This is a genomic window from Aeromicrobium sp. 10G20-16, from assembly GCF_055809665.1.
Window position 1 is genome coordinate 2,915,971 of sequence record NZ_CM147919.1, and the last position, 22,387, is coordinate 2,938,357.

34 protein-coding genes are annotated in these 22,387 nt (G+C 67.1%); 6 read left to right on the forward strand and 28 right to left on the reverse strand.

The window, feature by feature from the left end; translation table 11 throughout:
* Positions 1–18 precede the first annotated feature (18 nt).
* From AC0L5F_RS14975 to AC0L5F_RS14995, 5 genes are all read right to left on the reverse strand, one after another.
* Positions 19–744, reverse strand: a complete 726-nt coding sequence (locus tag AC0L5F_RS14975; RefSeq protein ID WP_473314218.1) for a hypothetical protein — start codon at positions 742–744, stop codon at positions 19–21.
* Between the two features lie 75 nt (positions 745–819).
* Complete coding sequence (locus AC0L5F_RS14980; protein ID WP_473314219.1) at positions 820–990, reverse strand: hypothetical protein; 171 nt, start codon at positions 988–990, stop codon at positions 820–822.
* Between the two features lie 23 nt (positions 991–1,013).
* A complete protein-coding gene (locus AC0L5F_RS14985; protein ID WP_473314220.1) occupies positions 1,014–2,903 on the reverse strand; it encodes a phage minor capsid protein in 1,890 nt (629 codons plus the stop codon).
* A gap of 9 nt (positions 2,904–2,912) precedes the next feature.
* Positions 2,913–4,484 carry a phage portal protein gene (locus AC0L5F_RS14990; RefSeq protein ID WP_473314221.1) on the reverse strand — a complete coding sequence of 524 codons (1,572 nt, stop codon included), beginning with the start codon at positions 4,482–4,484 and terminating at the stop codon, positions 2,913–2,915.
* Positions 4,485–4,512: 28 nt separating this feature from the next.
* On the reverse strand, positions 4,513–4,902 hold the full coding sequence (locus AC0L5F_RS14995; RefSeq protein ID WP_473314222.1) for an HNH endonuclease signature motif containing protein: 390 nt from the start codon (positions 4,900–4,902) through the stop codon (positions 4,513–4,515).
* 37 nt (positions 4,903–4,939) lie between these two features.
* Between AC0L5F_RS14995 and AC0L5F_RS15000 the strand changes: the two genes are divergently transcribed.
* Both AC0L5F_RS15000 and AC0L5F_RS15005 read left to right on the forward strand, forming a co-directional pair.
* Positions 4,940–5,707 (forward strand): hypothetical protein, encoded by a 768-nt coding sequence (locus AC0L5F_RS15000; protein WP_473314223.1) that lies wholly within the window; start codon positions 4,940–4,942, stop codon positions 5,705–5,707.
* Positions 5,708–5,709: 2 nt separating this feature from the next.
* Positions 5,710–5,892, forward strand: a complete 183-nt coding sequence (locus tag AC0L5F_RS15005) for a helix-turn-helix domain-containing protein (RefSeq protein WP_473316203.1) — start codon at positions 5,710–5,712, stop codon at positions 5,890–5,892.
* On the opposite strand, the gene AC0L5F_RS15010 is transcribed toward AC0L5F_RS15005, so the two are convergent.
* From AC0L5F_RS15010 to AC0L5F_RS15120, 23 genes are all read right to left on the reverse strand, one after another.
* On the reverse strand, positions 5,889–7,157 hold the full coding sequence (locus AC0L5F_RS15010) for a PBSX family phage terminase large subunit (RefSeq protein ID WP_473314224.1): 1,269 nt from the start codon (positions 7,155–7,157) through the stop codon (positions 5,889–5,891). The two genes, AC0L5F_RS15005 and AC0L5F_RS15010, sit on opposite strands and share 4 nt — an antisense overlap.
* Positions 7,154–7,681 (reverse strand): hypothetical protein, encoded by a 528-nt coding sequence (locus AC0L5F_RS15015; RefSeq protein WP_473314225.1) that lies wholly within the window; start codon positions 7,679–7,681, stop codon positions 7,154–7,156. The genes AC0L5F_RS15010 and AC0L5F_RS15015 overlap by 4 nt, the downstream gene beginning before the upstream one ends.
* A gap of 295 nt (positions 7,682–7,976) precedes the next feature.
* The gene (locus tag AC0L5F_RS15020) at positions 7,977–8,783 is read right to left on the reverse strand and encodes a DUF7341 domain-containing protein (protein ID WP_473314226.1); all 807 of its coding nucleotides are present in this window, start codon (positions 8,781–8,783) and stop codon (positions 7,977–7,979) included.
* Positions 8,780–9,034, reverse strand: coding sequence for a hypothetical protein (locus tag AC0L5F_RS15025; RefSeq protein ID WP_473314227.1), 255 nt, complete (start codon positions 9,032–9,034; stop codon positions 8,780–8,782). The genes AC0L5F_RS15020 and AC0L5F_RS15025 overlap by 4 nt, the downstream gene beginning before the upstream one ends.
* Before the next feature lie 124 nt (positions 9,035–9,158).
* Positions 9,159–9,668, reverse strand: a complete 510-nt coding sequence (locus AC0L5F_RS15030; RefSeq protein ID WP_473314228.1) for a hypothetical protein — start codon at positions 9,666–9,668, stop codon at positions 9,159–9,161.
* Positions 9,669–9,816: 148 nt separating this feature from the next.
* Positions 9,817–10,059, reverse strand: coding sequence for a hypothetical protein (locus AC0L5F_RS15035; RefSeq protein ID WP_473314229.1), 243 nt, complete (start codon positions 10,057–10,059; stop codon positions 9,817–9,819).
* Between the two features lie 166 nt (positions 10,060–10,225).
* Complete coding sequence (locus AC0L5F_RS15040; RefSeq protein WP_473314230.1) at positions 10,226–10,927, reverse strand: hypothetical protein; 702 nt, start codon at positions 10,925–10,927, stop codon at positions 10,226–10,228.
* Between the two features lie 174 nt (positions 10,928–11,101).
* Positions 11,102–12,643, reverse strand: a complete 1,542-nt coding sequence (locus tag AC0L5F_RS15045; protein WP_473314231.1) for a DnaB-like helicase N-terminal domain-containing protein — start codon at positions 12,641–12,643, stop codon at positions 11,102–11,104.
* A gap of 73 nt (positions 12,644–12,716) precedes the next feature.
* Positions 12,717–13,010 carry a hypothetical protein gene (locus tag AC0L5F_RS15050; protein ID WP_473314232.1) on the reverse strand — a complete coding sequence of 98 codons (294 nt, stop codon included), beginning with the start codon at positions 13,008–13,010 and terminating at the stop codon, positions 12,717–12,719.
* A 130-nt stretch (positions 13,011–13,140) separates the two neighbouring features.
* Entirely contained in the window at positions 13,141–14,022 is an 882-nt protein-coding gene (locus AC0L5F_RS15055; protein WP_473314233.1) for a hypothetical protein, read from the reverse strand.
* Positions 14,022–14,573 carry a hypothetical protein gene (locus tag AC0L5F_RS15060; protein WP_473314234.1) on the reverse strand — a complete coding sequence of 184 codons (552 nt, stop codon included), beginning with the start codon at positions 14,571–14,573 and terminating at the stop codon, positions 14,022–14,024. Before AC0L5F_RS15060 ends, AC0L5F_RS15055 begins: the two co-directional genes overlap by 1 nt.
* Positions 14,570–14,863, reverse strand: a complete 294-nt coding sequence (locus AC0L5F_RS15065; RefSeq protein WP_473314235.1) for a hypothetical protein — start codon at positions 14,861–14,863, stop codon at positions 14,570–14,572. The genes AC0L5F_RS15060 and AC0L5F_RS15065 overlap by 4 nt, the downstream gene beginning before the upstream one ends.
* Positions 14,860–15,030 (reverse strand): hypothetical protein, encoded by a 171-nt coding sequence (locus AC0L5F_RS15070; protein WP_473314236.1) that lies wholly within the window; start codon positions 15,028–15,030, stop codon positions 14,860–14,862. Before AC0L5F_RS15070 ends, AC0L5F_RS15065 begins: the two co-directional genes overlap by 4 nt.
* Positions 15,027–15,365, reverse strand: a complete 339-nt coding sequence (locus AC0L5F_RS15075; protein ID WP_473314237.1) for a hypothetical protein — start codon at positions 15,363–15,365, stop codon at positions 15,027–15,029. The genes AC0L5F_RS15070 and AC0L5F_RS15075 overlap by 4 nt, the downstream gene beginning before the upstream one ends.
* Positions 15,362–16,102, reverse strand: coding sequence for an exonuclease domain-containing protein (locus tag AC0L5F_RS15080; RefSeq protein ID WP_473314238.1), 741 nt, complete (start codon positions 16,100–16,102; stop codon positions 15,362–15,364). Before AC0L5F_RS15080 ends, AC0L5F_RS15075 begins: the two co-directional genes overlap by 4 nt.
* A 172-nt stretch (positions 16,103–16,274) precedes the next feature.
* Positions 16,275–17,237 carry a hypothetical protein gene (locus AC0L5F_RS15085; RefSeq protein ID WP_473314239.1) on the reverse strand — a complete coding sequence of 321 codons (963 nt, stop codon included), beginning with the start codon at positions 17,235–17,237 and terminating at the stop codon, positions 16,275–16,277.
* A complete protein-coding gene (locus tag AC0L5F_RS15090) occupies positions 17,234–18,139 on the reverse strand; it encodes a lambda-exonuclease family protein (protein WP_473314240.1) in 906 nt (301 codons plus the stop codon). The genes AC0L5F_RS15085 and AC0L5F_RS15090 overlap by 4 nt, the downstream gene beginning before the upstream one ends.
* Positions 18,136–18,324 (reverse strand): hypothetical protein, encoded by a 189-nt coding sequence (locus AC0L5F_RS15095; RefSeq protein ID WP_473314241.1) that lies wholly within the window; start codon positions 18,322–18,324, stop codon positions 18,136–18,138. Before AC0L5F_RS15095 ends, AC0L5F_RS15090 begins: the two co-directional genes overlap by 4 nt.
* Complete coding sequence (locus AC0L5F_RS15100) at positions 18,321–18,674, reverse strand: hypothetical protein (protein ID WP_473314242.1); 354 nt, start codon at positions 18,672–18,674, stop codon at positions 18,321–18,323. Before AC0L5F_RS15100 ends, AC0L5F_RS15095 begins: the two co-directional genes overlap by 4 nt.
* The gene (locus AC0L5F_RS15105) at positions 18,671–18,799 is read right to left on the reverse strand and encodes a hypothetical protein (protein ID WP_473314243.1); all 129 of its coding nucleotides are present in this window, start codon (positions 18,797–18,799) and stop codon (positions 18,671–18,673) included. The genes AC0L5F_RS15100 and AC0L5F_RS15105 overlap by 4 nt, the downstream gene beginning before the upstream one ends.
* Positions 18,796–19,014 (reverse strand): hypothetical protein, encoded by a 219-nt coding sequence (locus tag AC0L5F_RS15110; RefSeq protein ID WP_473314244.1) that lies wholly within the window; start codon positions 19,012–19,014, stop codon positions 18,796–18,798. Before AC0L5F_RS15110 ends, AC0L5F_RS15105 begins: the two co-directional genes overlap by 4 nt.
* A 77-nt stretch (positions 19,015–19,091) precedes the next feature.
* The gene (locus AC0L5F_RS15115; RefSeq protein ID WP_473314245.1) at positions 19,092–19,283 is read right to left on the reverse strand and encodes a hypothetical protein; all 192 of its coding nucleotides are present in this window, start codon (positions 19,281–19,283) and stop codon (positions 19,092–19,094) included.
* Positions 19,280–19,525, reverse strand: coding sequence for a helix-turn-helix domain-containing protein (locus AC0L5F_RS15120; protein WP_473314246.1), 246 nt, complete (start codon positions 19,523–19,525; stop codon positions 19,280–19,282). The genes AC0L5F_RS15115 and AC0L5F_RS15120 overlap by 4 nt, the downstream gene beginning before the upstream one ends.
* Positions 19,526–19,705: 180 nt before the next feature.
* Between AC0L5F_RS15120 and AC0L5F_RS15125 the strand changes: the two genes are divergently transcribed.
* Genes AC0L5F_RS15125 through AC0L5F_RS15140 form a run of 4 tightly spaced genes read left to right on the forward strand, consistent with a single transcriptional unit; the run spans position 19,706 to position 22,368 of the window.
* Positions 19,706–20,113 carry a hypothetical protein gene (locus AC0L5F_RS15125; protein ID WP_473314247.1) on the forward strand — a complete coding sequence of 136 codons (408 nt, stop codon included), beginning with the start codon at positions 19,706–19,708 and terminating at the stop codon, positions 20,111–20,113.
* The gene (locus AC0L5F_RS15130) at positions 20,113–20,547 is read left to right on the forward strand and encodes a hypothetical protein (RefSeq protein ID WP_473314248.1); all 435 of its coding nucleotides are present in this window, start codon (positions 20,113–20,115) and stop codon (positions 20,545–20,547) included. The genes AC0L5F_RS15125 and AC0L5F_RS15130 overlap by 1 nt, the downstream gene beginning before the upstream one ends.
* Positions 20,544–20,894 (forward strand): hypothetical protein, encoded by a 351-nt coding sequence (locus tag AC0L5F_RS15135; protein ID WP_473314249.1) that lies wholly within the window; start codon positions 20,544–20,546, stop codon positions 20,892–20,894. The genes AC0L5F_RS15130 and AC0L5F_RS15135 overlap by 4 nt, the downstream gene beginning before the upstream one ends.
* A 37-nt stretch (positions 20,895–20,931) precedes the next feature.
* Positions 20,932–22,368: a recombinase family protein gene (locus tag AC0L5F_RS15140; protein ID WP_473314250.1), complete on the forward strand. Its 1,437-nt coding sequence runs from the start codon at positions 20,932–20,934 to the stop codon at positions 22,366–22,368.
* Positions 22,369–22,387 lie beyond the last annotated feature (19 nt).

Sequence of the window (22,387 nt, forward strand, 5' to 3'; positions counted from 1 at the left end):
GCCTTTCGGGGCGGGTGGCTACTCCCGGCCGGACAGCCGGGCGTAGAGGTTGGGGTCACGGCGTGCGAGCTCGTTGCGCTCGGCGCCGGTCATGCTCTGGAACTGCTCGGTGGTGATGGCACCCTCACCGGACCCGCCGCTCAGCTCTGTGCCGCTCTTGCCAGCCGCCTGGGCTGCCTTGAGCTTGGGGTTCTTCTCGGCCGCCGCCTGGGCTGCCGTCTTGACGTCGTCCTCGAACGTGTCGGACGAGGGGTCGAGATCCTTGATCGCGTCCGCGAAGGAGCGCGAGTCTGTGAGTGCGCCGGCGTCGACCTTGAGGTCGGTGGCGTTGCGCCAGACGACGAGTTCGGCCTTGGTGTCGCGCTGGTCGGCGCGGGCCTGCTCGGTCTGGGTGGTCTGTTCGGTGAGCTGGGCCGTGAGCTGCTCCACGGTGGGGGTCTCGCCGGTGTCGCCGCCGAGGGCCTTGGTGATGCTGGCGAGGATCTCGTTGCGTGCTTCCTCGGCCGCCTGCTCCTTCGCGGAGACGCGCTCGGAGGCGTTCTCGCGGCGGAGGCGGGCGTTCTCGGCCTCGAGGCGGGTGGCCTTGGCTTCGGTGGTCTCGGTGCTGGTCTGCTCGGCCTGCGTTTCTGCGGCGGTCGCGGTCTGCCCGGTGCCGGTGTTGGCCGTGGTGTCGGTGGAGGTGGTCTCCGTTCCGGTGTCGGCGGCGGTCTGGGTGGTGCTGGTTTCGGTGCTGGTGGTGCTCATGCGGGCCTCCTGGGCTCGTCGGTTGGGCCTGCCGCCTGGGCAGGGTGGTGCACCCGACCACCTGGGTCGGGTAGATCAGAGGTCGCGGTCGGGAAGGTCCACGAACTGCGGCGTCGGCTCTGGCGACACGAAGCCGACGAACGTGCCGATCTGCGCCTCGGTGTCAGGACCGGGCGCCTGGGCCGGAGCTTCGCCGGTCTCGATGCAGAGAACCTCGACGCCTAGGAGGGAGATCCGTAGACGCATCGGACCTCCTGGCTGGGTTGGTTCTACAGGGCGCCGAGGCGCTCGCGCTGCGGCTGACGCTTCGCCGGCGTCGACGCGACGTGGTCGCGGATCTTCGCCTGCAACCCGCGCACCCGAGCGTCCGCTGCACCCTTCGCCGCGTCGTCGAGCGCCACAGCTGACTGGCGTTTCGCCGCGCGAACCTCACGCTCGAGGTACCGGAGCCGCTGACGGGCAGCGTCACCGGCAGGGTCGGCGGTCCGCGTCGGAGTCTTGGTCACACCAGGCAGGAACGCGGACACCGAGTGCCTGCAATTATGTACTACAATGTTGGAGGCGGCGTACCAGCCGCTCCCCGTCTGGAGGTTGTAGACATGACCGTCAAAGTCACGCCGGAAGATTTCGACCACGCTGTCAAGCGCTACCTGTCCGGCGAGCTCACCCAGAAGGAGGCTGCCGCCACCATCGGGCTCAGTCAGCCCGCCTTCTCTAGCAGGCTGATCCGCAACGGCTACCGAACCTTGAGCAGAGGCGAAGCCATGGAGCGCCGCCTCGCTCGCATGAGCCCGGCAGAGCGCCAGGCCCTCGCCGCCGCTGCGAACAAGGCCGCCACCGGGCGCGTGCTTCCAGCCGCCGAGATCGAGAAGCGCGCCGCCACCAAGCAAGAGCGGCAGTCGCACGCCACCGACGAGGAGCGCAGCATTGCCCGACTCATCGAGAGTCGGGGGGAGAAGGTGATCCTGCAGCAGGCCGTCGGCAAGTACAACCTCGACCTTGGAGCCTTCCCCGTCGCCGTGGAAGTCTTCGGCGGCGGCTGGCACTCGCATGGTCGGCACCGCGCTCGCCTCCCGCAGCGCATGGTGGATCTCGCCGATGCGGGCTGGAACACCCTCATCGCCTGGACCCACTTCACGCACCCGCTCGACATCAGCGCCGTGGCGGATGACGCCCTGGCCTACCTTGAGGTCGCCCGCAGGGACCCAGCCTTCCGGCGTCAGTACCGGGTGATTTGGGGTGATGGTCAGTTCATCGCCAGCGGCAGTGTGGATGACCACGACCTGACCCTGGTACCGACGGGCATCCGAGGCACGTATTCCCGACGGCGCTGACACGCGAGTCTCAGCCACGACGCAGCCCGGGTGAAACAGCCCATCTCCACGAGCCTGCGCCAGAGTCCCAGCAACATCGACACCATCAACCCGCCGCACCGGCGCGATCGACAACACCTTGCCCTCCCACGGACGGCACAGCTTGCACTCCTGCGGGGCGTCCGACACGATCACCAGATCCTGCCCACCAGCGGCCAGACGGGACACATGCCCGTCGACCGCAGCATTCGCCGTCGCAGACCTCGTCGCCATCTCCACGTAGGACTCCAGACCCCACCGCCGCCCCGACCGGTCCACGAACCCGGTGACACCCCGGGCCGCGAACTCGTTCAGCGCCGACTGCGCAGCCTCACGACGCGTCTGCGTCCCCAGCAGCACCTGGGGCGCCGACCGGGCGATCACGTCACGGAACACGTCATCGACGGCCCGCAGGATCCCCACATGCGTGGCCTGCACTGCACCGACCGTCTCAGTGACCAGCGCCTCAACCGCCGGCAACCCCGGCGGCAGGCCCCGCGGAACCCCGGTGGCACGTGACGCCAGCTCAGCCAGATCAGCAGCAGCGAGCGCCTCACCACGGTTGTACGCCTTCAACACCGCGGCGGCGATCTCCTCAGCCGAACGCCCCGTCAACCCCTGCAGCTGGGTGACGGTCTGGGCCTGCAGCAGCTGGACCTGCAGGAGCTTCCGCTCGGCCCAGTCCGGGGCGTCGAGGTCTTGGCGCAGGGCGCGGGCGATCCGCTCAAGGAGGATCTGTTCGGCGTCCTGGTAGAGGCCGACGATCCCGGCGACGAGGTTGGTGGTGTACTCCGGCGAGACCGGCATCAGCCCAGCCTAGGCGCCAGAGGAGGGACCGTCACCAGAACCTGCATCCGACGGCAGCGGGCCGAAGTCAGGGACCGTCAACGAGTTCTGGGCCTGGATCAGGCCCACCTCGGTGTCGACCGCGCCCTTGTCCCAGTCCGGGTGAACCATCCGCACGAGAGTCTCGATCGACGCGGCCTGAGCGGTCTTGAGCACAGCCGCTGTGGACGCGAGCTCCATGATGGTGGGCTGCACCGAGGGCGGAAACTCGACCTTGAGACGCTCGAACGGGCCCGGGCCACCGAACTTCGCCGCATCCACCTCGAGCAGCGCCTGCAGCAGGTGCCCCAGCTGAGGCGACCAGTAGCGGGACTTCTTCTCGCGGGTCGTCATCGACTTGCGCTCGCGCGCGGACACCTCGGTCGCAGTCTGGGTGGCCCCGTCGGAGTCAAGCCCGAACGTCTGTAACGAGTACCCGGCGCCGGAGATGATCCGCTCCAACAGGGCCTTAATCGTGGACTCGTAGGCGGCTGCATTCACCTGGAACTGCGTCGCCGTGATTGGAGCTGCGCCACCGCCATCATCCATGCCGGCAATCTTGACGAATGCCTCACGGTCTGCGTCGAACTCCGCGCCCTGACCTCGCCCCCTCGTTTCGAGCATGGTCTCGTCGATGAAGATGCGAGCCTTAGCCAAGCGGATGTCCCGCATCCACGACGTGTACGTCTCGTCGAGGGCATCCATGGCCGGCTCGATGCCGTCGAAGTCTGAGCGGCCGAGGTTCTGCCCGACCGGGTCGTTACGCCACCGCCGGTTCGGGCGGACGTTCGGCACGTACACCGCGGTCATCCGGTTGGTGCCAGTCTCGATCGCGGAGTCAGCGTTCACCGAGATGTCCCGGGTCGACGGGTGCTCCGTCAGCGGGACACGCTTGCCGAGCTCGTTGAACGTGCCCTCGTAGAGGCCGTGCTCGATGAAGCCGGGAGAGTGGCGTTCGAGGTGGCGGATCACCGTGCTGTCGCGGGTCTCGACGATCTGCCAGAACGTGACCGCCGACAGGCGGCCCATCTGGAACTCGGGCCATGCCGCGTCAGCGTGGACGGCGGTGATCAGCGGGTGGTTGGCGATCTGGTCGTCCCACACGATCCGCAGGTATACGCCGGTCAGGGCGGCGGCCACTTCGCCGGCTTCTGGCAGGAGGGATTCCCACGACAGGCCTTCGAGGATGGTGTCGAGGCGAGCCTTTCGGGCCGACACCTTGTCCTCGTCTTCGTTGGTCACGATCCTGGGCTGCTCAGCGAACAGTAGGTCAGCGGACGCCGTCGCGATGTCCGACGCCAACGGCACGTGAAGCTTGGTGCGCTGGTTCCCAGAAGTGGTGGGCTGCCCCCAGAACCAACGCGCGACTCCACCGACGACACCGCCGGCGTACTGTGCCGGGCGGATGCGAGCGAGGGGGCGGCCGGTCGGTCCGGTGCCGCCGTATGCGGAGGTCAGGTCGTCGGGGTTCCCGGAGTACCAGGCGGCCCACTGGGCGATCTGAGGTTGGATGTTCGCGAGTTGCTTCGGGGGCCAGGAGATGTCGCCGGTGGGGAGGGGCATGGGCTACGCGGCCTCCTCGAGCTCGGTGTCAGGTCTTGTTCTTGGCGCGCGCCGCTGCGCGTCTCGCGCGGCGGCAGGTGATGCAGCGACGTGCGCCGCTGGGTTCGATATAGGTGTTACTGGGGGTGTACTCGTGACCGCGGATGCAGCTGGTCTTGTGGGTCTTGCCGCGGGCGATGTTCTCGCGGAGCGTGACGGCTTCGAGGTGGGTCGGATTGCAGCAGGCGCGGACTCGGCAGAGGTGGTCGATCGTCATCCCGTCGGGGATGGGGCCGTTGGCTTCGGCGTAGGTGACGCGGTGGACGAGTCGGGTTGTGCCGGCGATTCGGACTTGTCCGTAGCCGTCCCAGTTCTTGGCTCCCTGCCAGATCCAGCAACCGTTGTCTTCGATACGGCAGCGCGCTTTGATCGACTCCATAAGTCGATTCTATACGATCTGGTGCTATCCTGTACGGATGAATCAGCGCATCTGGACCGACTACGAATTCGGATTCCTCGAGGACAACAAAGACTTGACGGCTGCCGAGGTGGCTGACGCCCTTGGTCGGACCGTGAAGTCCGTCCAGTACGCGCGCTGGAAGCTTTCCAAGGGCTGGTCGCCGATGCTGAAGGAGCGACGCTCTTGGACTCCCTCGGAAGACAAGTTCATCCTCGCCACGCCTCACCTGACTGCCGAACAGGTGGGCAAGCACCTAGAACGATCGAAAGTGTCAGTCTCGAAGAGGCGAGCCGTTCTTAAGGCGGTTCACGGCTCGTCGCTGAGCTTCGGACTGAACACCAATCCAGGGGCAATCGGTTCTCGACCATTGGTGGCGAAAACGTGTTCGAACTGTGGACGGCTGCTGCAAGCCGAGTGGTTCAGGCTGAATACCAAATCCGGCTCGTGGACTGGCAGGTGCAAAAGGTGCAGGGATCGTACCTGTGAGAGGCAGGCCAACGACGACCGAACAAAGGCACTCAGGAAGGCCTCAGTTCAGCGCTATCAGGATCTGACAACTCCGCTCGCTTCGAATGCTGGCAATGCGTGGACTGAGCAGGACTTCAAGATCCTCTCGGACCCAGACCTAACCGTTCTGGAGAAGGCTCTGGCTACCAAACGGAGTTACAAGGCGACGCTTGTTGCCTGCAGTCGCGGCAGATTCAAGTCGAAGGTTGGCCTGGGCGATCCAGACCGAGACCTCTGGATCATCAACAATCCGAACGCTGACAAGATGGCTGGGTGAACATGGACGAGCTCAAGACCAGGACCACGATCAGCGTCGCCGAAGCCGGGAAGGTGCTCGGGATCGGCCGTGATGCTGCCTACGCGGCAGCCGAACGAGGCGAAATCCCCACGATCCGAATCGGCCGCCGGCTCGTCGTCCCAGTTCCTCGACTCATTGCCATGCTCGAAGGAGACGAGACCTAGGCCGCTTCATCGAACTCGTCGACCTCAGGCCCGCCTAGCGACGTCAACGGGATGCTGTAACGCCACAACCGCTGCGACGAGAACACCGCATACCGCAACCCGTCACAGAAGTGATCGGCCTGCTTCAACGGGGCATCATCGCCACGCTCGGTGGCCTTCGGATCCCACGAGTAGCCGGGGATCTCGTTGATCAGGTTCTTGCAGGTCGACGACACCCTCAGCCGGTCCGTCGCCAGAAGTGACGCCACGGTTCGGATGCCAGGTAGCACGCTGTGAGCGGCACCTCGAACGTTGTACATCCCGTCGCGCTCCAGCTGCTTCTTGAAAGAAGCGCCAGCAGGGTCCACGAACACCCACTCCGGTGACCGCCACGACTCAATCGGCCGGCCCCGCAGCCACCGGATCAACGACGCCGAGTACTCCGCGTCGGTCCCCGACCCGGGAGACCACTCGTCCAACACCCACAAGCAGTCCTGGGCGACACCCAGCAGCAGGCCGGTGGTGTTGTTGGTCGTGCCGTAGTCCGATCCCAAGGCCAGCACACGGTCCATCGGGGGGATCTGCTCCGGTGCGACCACGTGGCGGGCCGGGTCCCAATCCGGGTAGATCGCACCCTCAGCGGCAACCCAGTCACCCAGAACGTTCCGCCGGTAGAACAGGCCGGTGTTCTCGCGCCTGATCGCATCCTTGCGAGCCTCCGACAGCGCCGGGTTGTCGTCGAGAACGAACTTCCACACCCGCCAATCCGGCAAGGCGTCCAGCCGGTCCAAGAACTTCCGCTTCAGCCAGTGCCCCGGGTTGTCGGGGTTCGTGGTCCCGAACAGCTTCGCACCCTCCCACAGCCGGTTCAGCAGCTGCGTGAAGAAGTCCTCACGCAGCAGGGTGACCTCGTCCACGTAGGCGCCAGAACAGGTGAGGCCGCGCAGGACGTTCTCGGAGCGGACGTCTGATGATCCGAGGACCCAGACGGTGCGGCCGAGGACGTTCGCGGTGTCGGCGCCGGCGGTGTAGTGGATCTGGTGTGCGGCGTCGCCGAACAGTGTCGGGTCGGTCAGCGGCGCGAAGACGTTACGGGCTGCTGATGAGCGGGTGCGGGACACCACGATCAGTTCGCCGCGGACGTCGCTGGTGGAGACGTAGATCAGCCACCGCAGCAACGACGCGATGGTCTTGCCGGATCGGACGGACCCTTCCCAGATGTTGACTCTCGCGGTGGAGTTTTCCAGCGATCCGAGCTGCTTGGGCGACAGGTCGTAGGTGGTCACTCGTCGCCGCCGTTGACCCTGTCGTTGATCCCGAGGCGCTGTCCGAGTTCGGACAGCAGCGAGGTGGTCGTTTCGTCGCGGCGGCCGCTGTCGATCGACGCGATCTTGGTGATCGTCGCGGACAGGGAGGCGTGGGAGTTGGAGTGGCGTTGCCAGTCGACGGACGGGATGAAGTCCGTCTCGGTGGGTTGTTCCACGCCCTCTGCGCCCCGCAGGACCGTGCGCCACTTCCGGCTGCCGCGGCGGGTCTGCAGCATGTCGAGCTGGTCGAACTCGAGCAAGGCCTGCTCATTCGCGAGGATCCGCTGCCGCTGGTCGGTCAGGTCTGCGCGACGGGCCTCGTTGGCTTCCTTGAGCGCCGTGCGGTCAAACTTCAGCGGCGGATTCTGCCGTGCGCACCACTTGCTGATCGTGTCACCGGACCGGCCGACGAGGCGAACGATCTCGTTGCGGGACGCACCGTCGGCGTGCAGCTGGCGGATGCGGGCCTGTTCGTCGTCGGTGAGTGGTTTGGTTGCGGCCATGGTTCACCGCCCCTTGCTGATGTCGGGGCGGGGCTCCTGGCCTCCGTCCGGGATGACGAAACCCCGGCAGCCACCTGGGCTCCGGGGTTGGTTTTGGGGTCGCGAAAACTCCGTGACCATTCGAGCACATCAACCAGACTTTTTCCTAGGACCTCGTCGGCGTGTCCGGTTGTACTCCCGATTCGCCTTCTTGCACGGCTCGCATGGAAGTTCGCCGGCCCTTCAAGTCCAAGTCCGACGGCTCCGGGAACTCCCCGCCCTCCCATCGCCGGACGCCGCCGCGCGTGACCCAACATCAGCCCACCCGCTGGTGGTTCACCAGCCGCCCCACAGGCTGGTCCTGCACCTTCACGCACCGCGAAGATCCGCAGTCCGGGCACAACATCATCCGCGGCCCCAGCTCGGCGGCCGGGTCAGGTGCACACGCCACCACGTCAACCGGGCGGGCGAACCGGCCAGCCTCGGACTCCTCGCGGATGTGATCTGCCAGCAGGCCAATATTCTCCGAGTCCCACGTCTCGCGGCAGTGCGAACACGTCGCCAACCTCGCCGACCACCGGACCGCCAGCGACCTTCGCTCACCACAGAGGGGGCAGGTGGCGTCCGGCCTCCAGACGGGAGAGTCCCACCCGGTGAGGACCCGGGCGCGGATCCACCAGCGGCGGATGTCGTTGTCGATGGCGTGCCAGGTGCAGCAGGTCACCAGGCCGGTCTCGGACCGTTCCGCGCTCGAGCGGCCGCACGTCTCGGCGGACGCAGACAGGCCGTAGAGGCGTCGGATTGCGGCGATGGTGTCCAGGGGTGCGGTTTCGCCGAGATCGGTGATCCAGCGGTTGGCCTTGAGGTCGATGTCGGCGACGGCGTCGAGGGCGTCGAGGTTCGCGGTTGGGCGGGATCCGGGGTGGGAGCTGCCGATCTCGCCGCCTTGGCTGGTGGCGTTCATGGAGCCGTCGAGTTGGGTGATGAGCGGTGGGTGGGTGGTGATGTGGTCGTTGGCGTAGTGGGTGCCCTTGGCGTCGTAGTCGTAGCGGGCGCGGCTGGTGTGGGTGTTGGTGAGCTGGTGGACGTGTTCGGCCATGGTGAGGCGGGTGGGTTCGGTCATCGCGGGCTCCTCCCCAGGATGCTGGGCAGATAGTTCCGGTCGTGCTCGCTCCTGCAATGGGCGTCGAGGCGGTCGATCGCCTGTAGGCCGGTGTAGGTCCACTCGCAGCTGCCGCAGCGTGCGGTGGCCTGGTCGATTGGTGGTTTGGGGTTGACCTCGGCGAGTACTTGGTCGGCGATGATCCTGGGGTGTTCGTTGTCGGTGATGCCGAGGGCGATGATGCCGGCGATGCGTTCACGGTCGGCGGTCATGGTCGGGTGTCCTTCCGGTGGCGGCGGGTGATGTGTTGGAGTGCGCGGGTGAGTGGTCCGGGCCGTGTGGTGAGGCGGACGTGGCGGCCGGTGCCGTGGCCGAGTTCGATGAGGCGGTGGCGGGTCACTGGTCGACCTCCGTTGCAAGGGCAGCGCGGAGTCGCTTTCCGTCGCTCGTGCGAGCCATGTGCTCGCCGAACGCCCAGTGGCCCTCGGTCGTGCCGTCGTAGTCTTCGACGGGTGGTTCCTTGTCGGCTACCCACTCGTCAGCCAACGCTTCGACGGCCTGCACCTTGGCTCGCAGGTTGTTCAGCTCGGCGGCCTGTCGTTCGTTCTCGGCGAGCAGGTTGGCGAGGTCGGCCGCGGGCATCGGGATCTCAACCCAGTAGCGGCGGACCTGACGCGGGCGGTCCACGTCGTCCCACGGCCACGAGCCGACGTAGTCGTTCTCGTGATCTCCTTCGTGGTCGCCGGGTTCGGTGCAGCGTTGCCACTCTCCGTCCCGGTCACGGTGCTCGGACGTGCAGGAGTCGACATCCGAGTGCTCGACCATCCCTGCCTCCGTCAGTACGCGGGTGATGTCAGCCCGGATCGCTGCGTGGACGTCCGGGGTGGCGTCCTCGTGCGCGCTCATCGGTTGGCCTGCCACGAGGTGACCAGCTTGCCCGAAGTGCGCGACCGAAGTTCATGACGACCGTCGTGGTCACGGTCCAGATCGCAACGAATGCGGATGTTCCCAATCGTGCCGTCGTGGTACTGCGTCGTCGCTCCACACCGCGCGCTCATGCCCGATCACCGCCGTCGGTCGTCGAAGCCGTCCTGACTGAATCGAGCCAACGAAGTAGCATGATCGTGTTGTCGTAGTCGATGCCCTTGCCAGCCTCAAACCGGCTGAGCGTCGCAGTCGATGGGAATCCGATCGCCTCCGTGGCGTCTCTCTGACTGATGCGGAGTAGCCGCCTGACAGCGATTACATCGTTGCGGAGGTTCTCGATCGCGTCGGCAATCTCGCCATAGGTCATCATGTTCGATCACCGCCGTCGGTCCCGTGCGTGCGGACGATGCGAGCGGCTTCATGGCAGGTCGAGCAGAAGTACATGTACGGCCCGTGCTCGGCGCAGCATCCTGTCGGCCCGTTGATCGAGTCGTGTCGATGGTCGCAGGTCGACCCGCAAATGATGACCTCGGGCATCACTCGCCTCCGTTCGCGCGGATGGTGGCGGCGCGGCTCAAGAGCCACGATTTCGCGTCCCACAGGTAAGAGCCCGCGATGAGGTGCTTGGCTGCGTCTTCCAGCGCCCTGGCCGCCACCTCGTCCTCGCGGTCCACGGTCGGCACGGGGGCGGACGGCAGGGCGGCGTAGGGGCATGTCCCGCACGACCCGTCGCAGGCGTCGCAGGCAGTGCAGGACGGACACTCACCCTCAGGCTGGCCGTGACGACACGTCAACGCTGGCTCAGCCTGCTCACCACCCGGCAGGGCGGCGAGAAGGTTGTCCAGGTCCTCGGCGATCCCGAAGTAGACCATCCCGAGGCTGTGGTCCGTCTTGTGCCACATGTCACCACGGGCGCTGATGTCGTCGGCGTACTCCCGCAGCGACTTCACCACGTCGGCCACCAGCAACGGCAACGCGGCGGTGAGGGCGGCGGCTGACATCTTTCGGTATCGGTCACGGATCACCTCACCGTGCCCATCGCCCTCCCAGGACCACCGGTTGTGGTCAGGGTGCGCGTCCGGGTCGTAGGTCGTCATCTCACCTTCGAGCTCAGCCATCGCCCGTGCTGCTGCCTCGACCGCAGCCTCCGACAGCCCCCGCACGTACACCGAAGCACGACCGGTCGACTGCTCTGCGTGGTCTGTGGTGGTGGTTGAGCTGGTGTCCTGGTCGGTCATGGTGTGCTCCTTGGGTGGTGGTGGTTTCCGGGTTGGGGAACCGGTGGGGGTGGTTCGGGGTGCGGGGTGCTTCGACCGGTTCCCCCCGTAGGGAGGGGGAACCGGGGAACCGGTCGAATCTGCGTTGCCCGGTTCCCGCCGAGGAACCGGTGGGGGAACCAGTGGGGGAACCGGTTAGGTGTGGTCATCGTCGGCCTCTCTGTAGGTGGCGACGGAGTGGTAGATGGAGCCTCTGGGGCCGTCGACTTGGGAGACGTAGCCTTCGGCGACGAGGAGGTTGAGGGCGTCGTTGATGGCGGTGGTCTTGCCTTTGACGAACTCGCGGATGGTGCGGCCGGAGGGGTCGGTGTTGGTCTCTTCGAGGTAGCGGGAGACACGTTCCATCAGGACGGTCGGGCGGAAGGTGCCGTCTGGGTTGGTGGTGTTCTCGTCGCTGATGGTGGCGATGATGTGGTCGGGTCTGGTGGAGTCGAGGGTGAAGGTGCCGGCGTATTTGCCGTTGGAGACGGCGCGGAGCTGGCCTGGGCGGTCTTTCTCGATGCGTAGGACCATGCGTCCGGTTTTGCCGGGGGCTGCTGGGGTCTTGGTGTCGACGAAGATGAGGGCGCCGTCCATGGCGCGTTTTTTGGCGGTGCCGCCGATGGCGTAGCCGCTGGTGCGGGCTTCGGTGTTCTTGGGGAGGTGGTCGATGGTGATGACGCATGCGCCGGCGTCGGCCAGTGGTGTGGCGAGGTGTCTGAGGGCGTCGGTGATTTCGTCGTTGTCGACGGAGCTGGCGCCGTACATGGGGAGGAGTTCGCCGAGGCTGTCGAGGATGGCGAGGGTGGGGTTCCAGTCGCGGATTTGGGTGATGGTGGTGAGGAGGTTGTCGCGGTCGTCGGGTTCGTAGTAGCGGAAGTGGTCGGGGTTGGCGATGAGGTGGAGGGGTGCGCCGAGTCGGGTGAGGCGGTCGGCGGTGGCGGCTTGGCCGTTGTGGTCGACGTCGACGAGGGCGGCTCGGCCGCCGTTGGTGAGGGTTTCGACGATCCCGGCTTGGGCGATCCAGGATTTGGCGGATTCTGGGTCGCCGTAGAGGCCGTTGACGCGGGCTGGGTAGAAGAGGGCGTGGCCGTCTTGGCGGTGGCAGATGGTGGGTGGGGGTGGTGTGGGGATGCCGGTGGTGAGGAGGCCGGTGAGGTCGGCGTGTTGGGGGTTGGTGGTGGGTGTGGCGTCCCAGAGGGTGCGGAGGGCGGTTTCGCTGGCGTCGAGGATGCCGGCGAGGGCGTCGTCGAGCTGTTCGGGTGCGGTGACGCTGTTGATGCGTTGTTGGGCTTGGTTGAGGGTGGTGGCGATGCGGCGGGCGATGGCTGCGGTGCGGATGAGGCCGGCGTAGTAGGGGGCTTGGGTGGGGAGGGTTGGGGTGGTGGTGTCGGCGAGGTAGGTCTCGAGGCGTGGTCGGCGGTTGGGGGGTTGGTGGGCGAGTTGTTGGTTGACGGCGATGGCGTCGGGGGCGAGGCCTTGGTTGAGGACGGCCTGGTAGGCGGTCCAGATGGTTTCGTGTTCGGGCCAGTGGAAGTCGTCGGGGTTGACGAGTCCGATGAGGTCGGGGGCGGTTTCGGGGTAGCGGAGGATGGTGGTGATGAGTGCTTGTTCGGCTGGCCTGTTGGTGTGGGGGTGCAGGGGTGTGACGTTGTCGTAGGGGTCGTCGGGTGGTTCGTTGTACGACACGTTGGTCATCCGTGCTTCCTTGGTGGTGGGTGTGCCCGGGCTGGTCGTCGTTGCCTGTCCGGGCTTGTGTGGGTGGTGCTGGTCAGTCGCCGTCGTCGCTGACTTCGCCGTCGTAGAGTTCGCCGGATCCTGGGCAGTCGATGGTGTGCTTGCCGACCTTCTTGGTGTGGTCGCGGAAGGCGAGTGTGTTGGCGTCGATCTGGATGAGGCCGGTGAGTTGGCGCTTGCCGCCGGGGGTGTGGTGGGGGCAGCGGGCCCATTTGACGGACTTGATGGCTCTGCGCTTCACCTCAGACCCCCCCCTGGGGGTGGTGTCGACGTCGAGGGGGAGGGCGTCTTGGTCGATGCCGGCGAACTTGGTGCGGATCTTGGTCATGTCTGCGGGGCTGATGGGGCTCACAGGAGGTCTCCGTTGGGTTGGACGGTGTCGATGGCGGGTGTGGTGATGACGAGGTCGTCGTTGCCGAGGTCGGTGACGTACCAGAGCTCGTCGACGTGCAGTGCGGTCATGCGGCCTCGCCGCCGGCGAGGTAGCGGTATGCGTTCAGGCCGGTGGTGCGCCTGAGCTGCGCCAGGGGTCGGCCGGAGGCTTGCCAGCGGGCGACGAGGGCGACCTTCTCGGCTCGTGTGAGGCGGACGGTCCGGTCGCCGGCCATGCGGCGTTCGATCGCGACCTGGTCGAGTTCTGGTTCCTGCGGCTCGATGGGGGTGCCGAATGGGCTCGCGTTGGGGTCGTCGATCGTGTCCTCGTCCCAGGCCAACGGGGGGACCCAGCCGTTGGCGCTCGCGTAGTTACGGGCCCGGGTGCGCGAGGTGTTGGTGTGTCTGTCGCCGCCCGGTGCTGGGGTCATCGACAGCTGGTCGTACAGGTCTGCGACGGCCCGAGCGGTCGCGACGCAGACCGGTCGACTCCCGTGGGCGAGGGGGCTCATGTTGGTTGCCTTGACGCCGATCCGTCGCCCGATCTCGGACTGGGACCATCCGAGAGCGACGAGCGCCTGGATACGCCTGGTAGTTCCGGTGCTGTCGATGATGGCTCCGTCGGCGAGGTCGAGTTCGACTGCGAGGATCGCTTCGGCGGTGGCGGGCCGGATGCGCTTGGAGGGTCCGTCGAAGCGGGTGCGGTCGCCGTAGACGAGCTTCCAGACGACTGACGGGGAGAGTCCTGCGGCGCGGGCGACGCGCTTCCAGCCCATGCCTTGGGTGCCGAGGCGTCGGACGTGGGCGCGGGCTGGTGTGGCGTCGACGTAGGCGGGGATGCCGTAGGCCCGTTGGCGTCGGCGGACTGCTTCGGCTGCGCGGGATGCCTCGCGGCAGTCGTCGCAGCGGCACTTGTCGATGACGTACTTGACGCGGGTGCCGTGGGCTCTGTGGGTCTTGGTGGGCATCAGAAGTTCGCCTCCTGCGGGAGTGGCCAGCGGATCTTGGCCATCGCGGTGGTGTGGGTGATGGGCATGTCGTCGATGGGCTGGCCGAGGTGGCGGGCGCCCATGGCGGCGAGGACGAGGGCGTCGGCTTCGTCGTTGCCCGTGATCTCGACGTCGGGGAATCGGCGGGCGACAGCCAGGAGGACCGAGTCCTTGTCGGCGTTGCCCTTGCCGGTGGCGTACTTCTTGAGGCAGCTGGCAGGGACCTCGACGACGGTGGCCTTACCCATGAGCTTGGTGACCACGAGCCACCAGAGGCCGTGCCTGTCGAGGTGTCCGGATTGGCGTCCCTGGGAGAGGGTCGGGTACTCGATGACGACGAGGTCTCCGGCGTTCACGTAGTCGTTCGTGATGGTGCAAGCGAGGTCGATGAGGCGCTGGGAGCGGTCGGTGAGGGTGGCGGTGGCTCTGCCCTTGGACTGGACGCGGGACACGGTGGTGGCGGGTCCGGTGATGGTGGCGATGCCTGTGGAGGTCAGGGACAGGTCAAGGCCGACGACTCTGCGGGTCATCGGATGCGCTCGGTTCGGAAGATGGTGGGGCGCGCTGGGTAGACCTCGCGGCAGGCGGCGCAGCGGACGGTGCCGTCGTCGTTCATGAAGTAGTCGAGGTGGTCCTGGCAGACGAAGCGGGCGATGGTCTCGTCGGGGATGCAGTGGTGTCGTGCGACGAGCCACCAGTCCGCTTCGGTGGAGCATGGGCCGGTGAGGGTGTGGATGATCTCGCAGGTGATGTCGTAGTCGAGGTGGTCGATGGTGCTGACCTCGGGCGCGTCGGTAGGTGTGGTGACGGTGGTGGTCATCGGGTGTCTCCGGTCATGCGGGGGAGGGTCGCTTCGGTGTGGGCGATGTCGTCGGGGTTGGGGCGGTAGGCGGCCATGTGGTCGGTTGCGGTGAGGTGGCGGGTCCACCAGATGACGAAGGTCCAGCCGGCGACGCTGATGGGGGTGATGAGGAGGAGCTCGGTCATGCCGGCACCAGCGCCCGAATCGGACGAGTCGCGACGTACCAGTTCGCCGGCCGGGCTCCCGGCGTTCGCTCGAGACCAGATGCCCAGGCCCGCTCCTCGGCCGTCTGCAGCGTGGTGGTCAGTTCGGCCCAGGGGACAGCGAGGTCCGTCTCGACGACCAACCGATGCTCCATGCGATCGCACGACAACGTGTACGAGGTCAATCCCACTGCTCGTCGTCGTGGCTTCGGCAGATCGGTGAGCCAGACGAGTCCGTCGGCACCGGGGCGGATCAGTCCTGCCTCGATGATTCCGCGGAAGCCGTCCGAGCACGTGAAGTGGAACAGGGTTCTCATGCCGGTACCGCCTGGGACTGCAGGGCCGTGTGCAACGGCCACCCACCGTCGACCCCGTCGTGCTCCTTGCCCGCCCGGTCGAAGTACTCCCGCAACGACCGCTGCATCTCCCGACGCCACGTCACCTGCAGCTGGTGCAACGCCTGCGGCCCCATCGCAGCCACAGAGGAGTCCGCAGCCGCGATCGCCTGAGCGAGCAGCACCGCACCCGCGGCATCGGCGGTCGCGTCGTGCGACTCGGTGAACGGCACCTTGTACCAGGCGCACAGGTCGGGGAGCGTGAACTTGCGGCCCTTGATGAACCTCTTGTCGCGGATCGTGTCGATGCCCTTCGCCAGCACCATGGGGTCGATCACCGACAGCAGCGGGGCACTGGTGACCCCTGGGAGGTTGTGGCGGCGGCACTCGACCTCGAGGAGCGAGAGGTCGTAGGCGGCGTTGAACGCGACCAGCGGGAGCCCGGACCTCAGGACCCCGGTGACGGTGTCGGCGATCTGGGCGACACCGTCGAGGGCGGGGATCCCGTCGGTGCGTGCCTTCTCGGTGGTGATGCCGTGGATGTTGGTGGCGCCTTCGGGGATCTCGATGCCGGGGTCGAGGAGCCAGGTGCGCTTGGCTTCTTCGGTCCCGTTGACGATCTTGACGACGGTGGCGGTGACGATGCGGTCGGTGTGGACGTCGACGCCTGTGGACTCGATGTCGAAGCCGTACATGGTCTGGTCGGCCCAGCTGGTCATGAGGTGGCCTCCTGGTCTGCCCTGTGGCGGGGGCGGTCGTCGAGGGATGGGAACAGGGAGTGGGCTTGGTCGCGGCGGTCTGCGATGTCGTCGTAGGCCGCGGCGTGACGGCCGGTACCGGTGAGGCGCCGACGCGCAGTCACGCGTGACGTCGCGGCCACCGGAACCCCCATCACTCGGCCACCCCGTTCCAGTGGCTGTTCGGGTCGTCGACGACGTCGACGTCCTCGATCCCGTCGACACGGATCCGCTCCTCGAGGCTGTCGATGACCTTCGCCGCCTCGGCCTTGGTCAGGTCGGACGTCGACTCGACTGGGCGACCGAGGATCGCAGCGCAGCCGGAGAAGCTCTGCTCCCTGGTCAGGCCCAGCTTCCCGATGAGGACGTGCAGCAGCTTGGACTGCTGGTCGGTGATGGAGTCCGACTCGGCCGCGGGAGCCGCGTCGGGCTCCGAGGGAGGGGCGGCGCCGTCTGCGGCGGCCGAGTCGGACGTCTGGGGGGCGGCCACGGCTGCGCGGACGCGGTCCTTCGTGCTGGTCGTGGCCCGTGTCGGCCGGGGGGCCTGCTCGACCAGCTGCATCTCCTCGACGTTGTAGGCCAGGCCGAGGAGGGCGTCGGGGGCGATGCGGCGGGCGACGTCGCCGGATGCGCGGGCGTAGAGCATCGCGCGGGGGTCGGTCTGGTACTTGCGGTTCTTGGCGTACCCGGCGCGCTCGGCCTGTTCGCTGGTCCATGTGACACGGACGACCTTGTCGGGGGACTCCTTGCGGTGGCCGGCGACGGTGACGGTCCCTTCGCCCTCGTCCTCGGTCCAGATGTTGTGGCCGGCGGAGAGGACAACGGCGACCATCGCGCGGGAGTACAGGGCGGGGCGGCCGCCGATGACGTAGAGCTGCTGGACGGCGGTCATCGGGTCGAAGCCGACGGATGCGCCGTAGAGGATCGCGAGGGCGGTGTCCTCGGGCTTGCCCTTGAAGTGGTCGGCGACGAACGGGGACCGGCAGATCGCGGTCGCGAACGTGTGGGCGTCGGCCATGGCGGCGGTGTACTCGCGGACCATGGACATGGCGCCGGAGGTCAGCTGCGGGGCGGGGACGGCGACGGGCTGGTCGTCGTACTGTTCGAGTGCGGTCATGATGTTGCTCCCTGTGTGATGTGGTCGGCCGTCTTGGCGACCTGGTAGAGGGCGACGGCGTCGCCGCGGGCGGGTTGCCTGCGGGCGATGCGGGTGTCGCCGTGGTGGCCGTACTGCGCTGCTCCCATGGCTGCGAGGACGGCGGACTGGGCGGCGCGCTTGCGCGCTTCGGCAGCCTTGTGCGCGTTGGTGGCGTCGATGAACTCGACGGCGGTGTCGGTGTCCAGGTCGGCGATCAGGCCGTCCTCGATCAGCGGGTGGAGTGCCTTGAGGGTCTGGATGGTGGCGACGGTGTCGTCGAGCGGTGGGGGTTCGTTGGCCTCGAGTGAGGCCCAGAAGTCGGCGCAGCGGGCGATGATGCCGGCGGCGATCTCGGGGTCGTAGTCGATGACGTACTCGGCCATGTCGAACCACGAGCCCCAGACGGGCATGTAGCAGCGGGTCCTGCCGGAGATGTGCAGCTGGAACATGGCCTGGACGTAGTAGTACGGGGGGACCTCGTCGGTGCCGGGCTCGCCCCATTCGGCCATGTCGCGGGCGGTCTTGGCCTCGACAACGACGCTCTCGAACGCGCCCGGAAACAGGGGGTCAGTCACCGTTGCGGAGGCGTCCGGTGTCGCGGCCGCCCATGGCAGGTCGTCACGGGTGAACTGGGGCTGGGACTTGAGGTCGCGGACCTCGTGCTGGTCGCGCCACCACGCGAGGATCGCGGGCTCGGCGTAGTGCCCCCGCCGGTGGTCCTCGGTCTCCTGCTCGAGCGGGACATTGCCCTTCATCTTGTGCCAGCACGACAGCGGCGAGTCGTAGGGCGACAGGCCGAGAATTGCGGACACCTTGCTGGCGGTGATGAGCCGGGCCCACGCGGTGGTACCGGGGACGAGTGGGGTGTCGGTGGCGGTCATGCTGCGTCGCCTCCCCAACGCTCGTCGAGGTACGCCTGAGCGGCTGCTTCTTCGGGGGTCTCCTCGGGAGCGTCGCCGTCGTAGTCGGCCCAGCGGGAGCGGGCGAACTGGCTGTCTTCCCAGGCCTGTTCGGCGGCGGCGAACTGGGCGTCGCTGCAGCTGTACAACGGGATGCCGCGGCTCATCGGTCGGCCTCCGCGCAGGAGGGGCACCGCGACGCGCAGACCACGTGGTGAGGGTCAAGGGAGTCGTCGACACAGGTGGTGAACTCGACCGAGTGCTCGGTGCAGATGGTGACGCCGCAGACGGTGCAGTCGGTCGCGGCTTCGCAGTCGAGGTCGTCGGGGTCGACCGGCTCGAACGTGCCCCGCAGGCTGCCCGGGCAGGCCGCATCCGCGTCGGGGGCAACGTCCGGGCTGACCGGGTGGTGGTCCTGCAGCTCGTCGCCGCACACGCAGACGGTGATGGGGTTCGGCGGGCAGGCCGGCGGCTGGTGGTGGCGCTGGGCCTCGGCCGGTGGGGTGAGGATGGTCATCGAGTCACCTCGATGGCCTGGTCGACGTGGGCTTCGAACCGGTTCCGGCGGGTCGGGCGGTCCGACAGCAGGCCGATCAGCGTCAAGACGGCGAACGCGAGGACAATGGCGAATGCGGCGCTCATGAGAGGACCTGCGCGACCTGGGAGGCGACGGCCTCCATGCCGGCCCGGTCGAGGTAGATGTAGATCCCGTCGGCGACGCGGATCCAGTAGCGGCCCATCGACTCGACGTACTCGACGTGGATGTCGGCTGCGGTGGCGTTGGCCTGGACGGAGTAGACCTCGCTCGCGAGGACCGGCGCGTCCGGCCGGGTGGTGGTGCTGGCGGTTGTTGCCATGGGATGCTTCTCCTAGTTCGTGGGCCCGGTATCTGACTTGGTGGTTGGTGCCGGGTCCCGGCTTGTGTGGGGACGGTTCAGGCGGTGTGCTTGAGGGGCAGTCCCCGCCGTGCGCGGATCTGGTCTTCCAGCTCGTCGACGGTGTGACGACTGGTCGGCGACCAGGCGGCCTCGGCCTGCTGGCGCGGTGTCATCCCCGCGGCGGCACGGCGGCCGGCGGCGAGGATCCGGCCGGCCTCGGCGATCGCAGCAGCGGACGGGCCGGTCATGCTGTGGCCTCGACCGAGTTGGCGAAGAGCTTCGGGTCGCGAATGAGCGCGCCGACGGGGATGTCCAGGACTGCGGCGATCCGATGAAGCACTTCGGGGCTGGCGTTCTTCCGCTCGTTCTCGATGTTGTCCAGCGTCGAGTAACTGATGCGGGCGAGGGTCGCGAACTCCCCGGGCTTCCATCCGCCCTTGATCCGGAAGTGGCGGATCGCTTCGCCGTTCTGCCTTGCGCTCTTGGTCATAGGAAGAGATTAGAAGAGGAGAAAGGAAGAAGTCAAGAGGAAGGTGGAAGACGTTCTGTTTCCGCAGGTCAGGCGGCGTGTCGTCCGGTGAGTTACTGCCTTGTGTTTCTGGTGCTTCCTCTGATTACCTCTTCTAAGTACGCCTAGACTCTTCCGATCACTTCCTGAGAGCGTGAGCCCATGAAGAAGTACCCCGCAGACGCGTGGCAGAGGCTCGGCAGGGCCGTATACAACGCGCGCTTGAAGGCCGGCTACGGCGACACCCAGGCATGGGCCGACGTGGTTGGCCGGTCATCCCGAATGCTGCTTGGACTCGAGCGCGGCGAACCGGTCGGGCGCGGCACCCTGGACCTTGTATCGACCGCTCTGGGCTGGCAGCTGGAGCACCCGTATTCGCTGCTCGAAGGGTCACCGACATGGGGGAGGGGTGGCCAAACTGTCACCCCCGACAACGAGGGTGAACCTGAGTTCGAGCTGTTGACCAGAGTCAGAGAAGACCTGGCGGACGATGAGATGGAGACCTTGATGAACGAGGCGACCCCGTACCTAGAGATGCTGATCCGCGACATTCGCAACCGGCGTTCCTGATGGCGCCGTACAACCCGTGGGACGACGCCGGCGAGCGGCACCCTGGCTGGATCATCGAACGCGTCCCACTCAGGGGATTGCACGAGGTGATGTGCGTGAAGAACCGGATCATCCTGCTCGAGCAGGACCGCACCAAGTGGGAGCGGCGTTGCGACCTGGCGCACGCGATCGCGCACATCGATCTGGCTCACTGCGACCGGTTCGATCGCAAGGCTGAGGCGGCCGCGGTCCGGCACTCGGCGAAGTTGTTAATCGATCTAGAGGATCTCGGGGAGGCCTTGGCGACGTCTGCCGGCCGATTGACGGACGAGGCCGCTGAGCATCTCCTTGTTGACCTCCCCACCCTGGCGGCCCGATGCCGTCACCTCCACCCCGCCGAAGCTGGGTACCTGCGTCGGCGCCTGAATCACCTAGAGATGGAGCACGCAGCATGATCAGAGCAATAGCAGGCATCGTCGCAGTCCTACTGGCTAGCGCGTGCTCAACCTCCGGCACCTCCGCTGACTTCAACGTCCTCGACAGTAGAGACGACGGTTACATCGTTGTTGAGGTTGGAACGAGCGATGCTGGTGTGCTCGAAACGATCTTCAAGAACGCTGCCGATGCTCTCGCAGGAGAGCGGGGAAACGACTACTACGTGCGGTTGGTGTGCAAGACGGACAACGCGATTGTCATGGGAACCGGGAGATATGCAGCCGACGAGAAGGGGGCTAATGTCACCGGACTGAACGAAGGCGAGTACGTCTTCGACCCCGCGAAGGGGGCGAAATGCGGTGAGTAGGCAACTCCGTCCGGTCCCGGATAGTCCGCCGCGGGCGGTGCTGTACCTGCGGCAGTCGATCAGCCACGACGACTCCATCAGCCTCCAGCTGCAGGAGGTGTCGTGTCGCACCTACTGCGAGGCGCAGGGGTACGAGGTCGTCGCTGTCGAGGCGGACCCGGGGATCAGTGGGCGGACGTGGAAGCGCCCCGCTGTGGTGCGGGTGATGGACCTGGTGGAGTCCGGCGGTGCGGACGTCATCGTGTTGTGGAAGTGGTCTCGGTTGTCGCGGTCGCGCCGGGACTGGGCGCTGGCGGCGGACCGGGCAGAGGTTGCCGGGGGCCGGATCGAGTCGTCCACCGAGCACGTCGACGTCGGGACCGCGACGGGGCGGCTCACCCGGGGGATGCTGGTCGAGCTCGCGGCGTTCGAGTCCGACCGCATCGGCGAGGTCTGGAAGGAGGTTCACGGCTCACGCCTGGCGAAGGGGCTCGCACCGACAGGGGCGCGACGGTTCGGGTACCGGATGGACCGCGACGCCGGGATGCACGTCCCCGACCCGGTCGAGGCCGGGTTCCTAGTGAAGGCGTACGAGCAGTACGTGGCGGGTCGGGGGTTCCGGCTGATCGCGGCGTGGTTGAACGCTGAGGGGTCGAGGACGACCCGCGGGGGGCTGTGGACCGCGGGCGTGCTGATTGACGTGATGGACGCGGGGTTCGGTGCTGGCCTGGTGAAGTGGAAGGGGGCCCTCCACCCGGGGGCGCACGAGGCCGTCGTCAGCGCAGAGGTCTGGCAGGCCTACACGGACAGGCGGGCGGCGGCGCGAGTCGTGCCGGCCCGGGTGAAGTCGTCGAGGTACGTGCTGTCGGGGCTGGTGAAGTGCGCCCGGTGCGGTGGGCCGATGACGGGTCAGTCGCGAGGGCCGAAGCAGTCGGCGGCGTTCCGGTGTCGCCGGTACGCCGAGTACGGGCGGCACGACCCGAACGGGTGTACTGGCGGGTACGTGTCGATGCGGTTCGTTGAGGGTGTCGTGTTGGCCGAGCTGGAGGCCTACGTGGAAGACGTCGACCACGCGGCGCGTCTGGCGTCCCGGTCGGTGGCTGAGGAGGTGTCGTCGGCGGGGGAGCAGCGGCGGCTTGTGCGTGAGGTCGCACGGTTGGATGAGGCGTTGTCGAACTTGACGGTCCAGCTGGCCGAAGGTGTGGTGCCGGCGGGGGCATACCAGTCGGCGCGTGACGATCTGGTGGGGCGGCGGCAGGTGGTTGCCGAACGATTGGAGGAGATCGCGCGGGAGGGACGTGCGGCAGCCGTGGATCGGGTGCAGGTTGCGGCGGGACTGCTGGAGGTTTGGGAGCACGAGGCGGTGGAGGTTCGCCGCCAGCTGCTGGGGTCGCTGGTGGAGCGGGTGGACGTGATCACGTCGTCGGAGACGACAACGGTTGGTGTGGCTGGTGGTACGTCGAACGCGGTGGTGGATGTGATCTGGCGATCCTGAGCCCCGATGCTTTGGGGGG

Coding starts and splice junctions, on each gene's coding strand:
- AC0L5F_RS15000 (WP_473314223.1), top strand. CDS start 4,940: ATGAATCAGCGCATCTGGACCGACTACGAATTCGGATTCCTCGAGGAC.
- AC0L5F_RS15060 (WP_473314234.1), bottom strand. CDS start 14,573: ATGACCCGCAGAGTCGTCGGCCTTGACCTGTCCCTGACCTCCACAGGC.
- AC0L5F_RS15130 (WP_473314248.1), top strand. CDS start 20,113: ATGGCGCCGTACAACCCGTGGGACGACGCCGGCGAGCGGCACCCTGGC.
- AC0L5F_RS15065 (WP_473314235.1), bottom strand. CDS start 14,863: ATGACCACCACCGTCACCACACCTACCGACGCGCCCGAGGTCAGCACC.
- AC0L5F_RS14975 (WP_473314218.1), bottom strand. CDS start 744: ATGAGCACCACCAGCACCGAAACCAGCACCACCCAGACCGCCGCCGAC.
- AC0L5F_RS14995 (WP_473314222.1), bottom strand. CDS start 4,902: ATGGAGTCGATCAAAGCGCGCTGCCGTATCGAAGACAACGGTTGCTGG.
- AC0L5F_RS15135 (WP_473314249.1), top strand. CDS start 20,544: ATGATCAGAGCAATAGCAGGCATCGTCGCAGTCCTACTGGCTAGCGCG.
- AC0L5F_RS15110 (WP_473314244.1), bottom strand. CDS start 19,014: ATGGCAACAACCGCCAGCACCACCACCCGGCCGGACGCGCCGGTCCTC.
- AC0L5F_RS15105 (WP_473314243.1), bottom strand. CDS start 18,799: ATGAGCGCCGCATTCGCCATTGTCCTCGCGTTCGCCGTCTTGACGCTG.
- AC0L5F_RS15025 (WP_473314227.1), bottom strand. CDS start 9,034: ATGACCGCCGACCGTGAACGCATCGCCGGCATCATCGCCCTCGGCATC.
- AC0L5F_RS15030 (WP_473314228.1), bottom strand. CDS start 9,668: ATGAGCGCGCACGAGGACGCCACCCCGGACGTCCACGCAGCGATCCGG.
- AC0L5F_RS15070 (WP_473314236.1), bottom strand. CDS start 15,030: ATGACCGAGCTCCTCCTCATCACCCCCATCAGCGTCGCCGGCTGGACC.
- AC0L5F_RS14980 (WP_473314219.1), bottom strand. CDS start 990: ATGCGTCTACGGATCTCCCTCCTAGGCGTCGAGGTTCTCTGCATCGAG.
- AC0L5F_RS15055 (WP_473314233.1), bottom strand. CDS start 14,022: ATGCCCACCAAGACCCACAGAGCCCACGGCACCCGCGTCAAGTACGTC.
- AC0L5F_RS15050 (WP_473314232.1), bottom strand. CDS start 13,010: ATGACCAAGATCCGCACCAAGTTCGCCGGCATCGACCAAGACGCCCTC.
- AC0L5F_RS15120 (WP_473314246.1), bottom strand. CDS start 19,525: ATGACCAAGAGCGCAAGGCAGAACGGCGAAGCGATCCGCCACTTCCGG.
- AC0L5F_RS15100 (WP_473314242.1), bottom strand. CDS start 18,674: ATGACCATCCTCACCCCACCGGCCGAGGCCCAGCGCCACCACCAGCCG.
- AC0L5F_RS14990 (WP_473314221.1), bottom strand. CDS start 4,484: ATGCCCCTCCCCACCGGCGACATCTCCTGGCCCCCGAAGCAACTCGCG.
- AC0L5F_RS15125 (WP_473314247.1), top strand. CDS start 19,706: ATGAAGAAGTACCCCGCAGACGCGTGGCAGAGGCTCGGCAGGGCCGTA.
- AC0L5F_RS15015 (WP_473314225.1), bottom strand. CDS start 7,681: ATGGCCGCAACCAAACCACTCACCGACGACGAACAGGCCCGCATCCGC.
- AC0L5F_RS15085 (WP_473314239.1), bottom strand. CDS start 17,237: ATGACCGCACTCGAACAGTACGACGACCAGCCCGTCGCCGTCCCCGCC.
- AC0L5F_RS15115 (WP_473314245.1), bottom strand. CDS start 19,283: ATGACCGGCCCGTCCGCTGCTGCGATCGCCGAGGCCGGCCGGATCCTC.
- AC0L5F_RS15075 (WP_473314237.1), bottom strand. CDS start 15,365: ATGAGAACCCTGTTCCACTTCACGTGCTCGGACGGCTTCCGCGGAATC.
- AC0L5F_RS15045 (WP_473314231.1), bottom strand. CDS start 12,643: ATGACCAACGTGTCGTACAACGAACCACCCGACGACCCCTACGACAAC.
- AC0L5F_RS15080 (WP_473314238.1), bottom strand. CDS start 16,102: ATGACCAGCTGGGCCGACCAGACCATGTACGGCTTCGACATCGAGTCC.
- AC0L5F_RS15035 (WP_473314229.1), bottom strand. CDS start 10,059: ATGATGACCTATGGCGAGATTGCCGACGCGATCGAGAACCTCCGCAAC.
- AC0L5F_RS15090 (WP_473314240.1), bottom strand. CDS start 18,139: ATGACCGCCACCGACACCCCACTCGTCCCCGGTACCACCGCGTGGGCC.
- AC0L5F_RS15095 (WP_473314241.1), bottom strand. CDS start 18,324: ATGAGCCGCGGCATCCCGTTGTACAGCTGCAGCGACGCCCAGTTCGCC.
- AC0L5F_RS15020 (WP_473314226.1), bottom strand. CDS start 8,783: ATGACCGAACCCACCCGCCTCACCATGGCCGAACACGTCCACCAGCTC.
- AC0L5F_RS15040 (WP_473314230.1), bottom strand. CDS start 10,927: ATGACCGACCAGGACACCAGCTCAACCACCACCACAGACCACGCAGAG.
- AC0L5F_RS14985 (WP_473314220.1), bottom strand. CDS start 2,903: ATGCCGGTCTCGCCGGAGTACACCACCAACCTCGTCGCCGGGATCGTC.
- AC0L5F_RS15005 (WP_473316203.1), top strand. CDS start 5,710: ATGGACGAGCTCAAGACCAGGACCACGATCAGCGTCGCCGAAGCCGGG.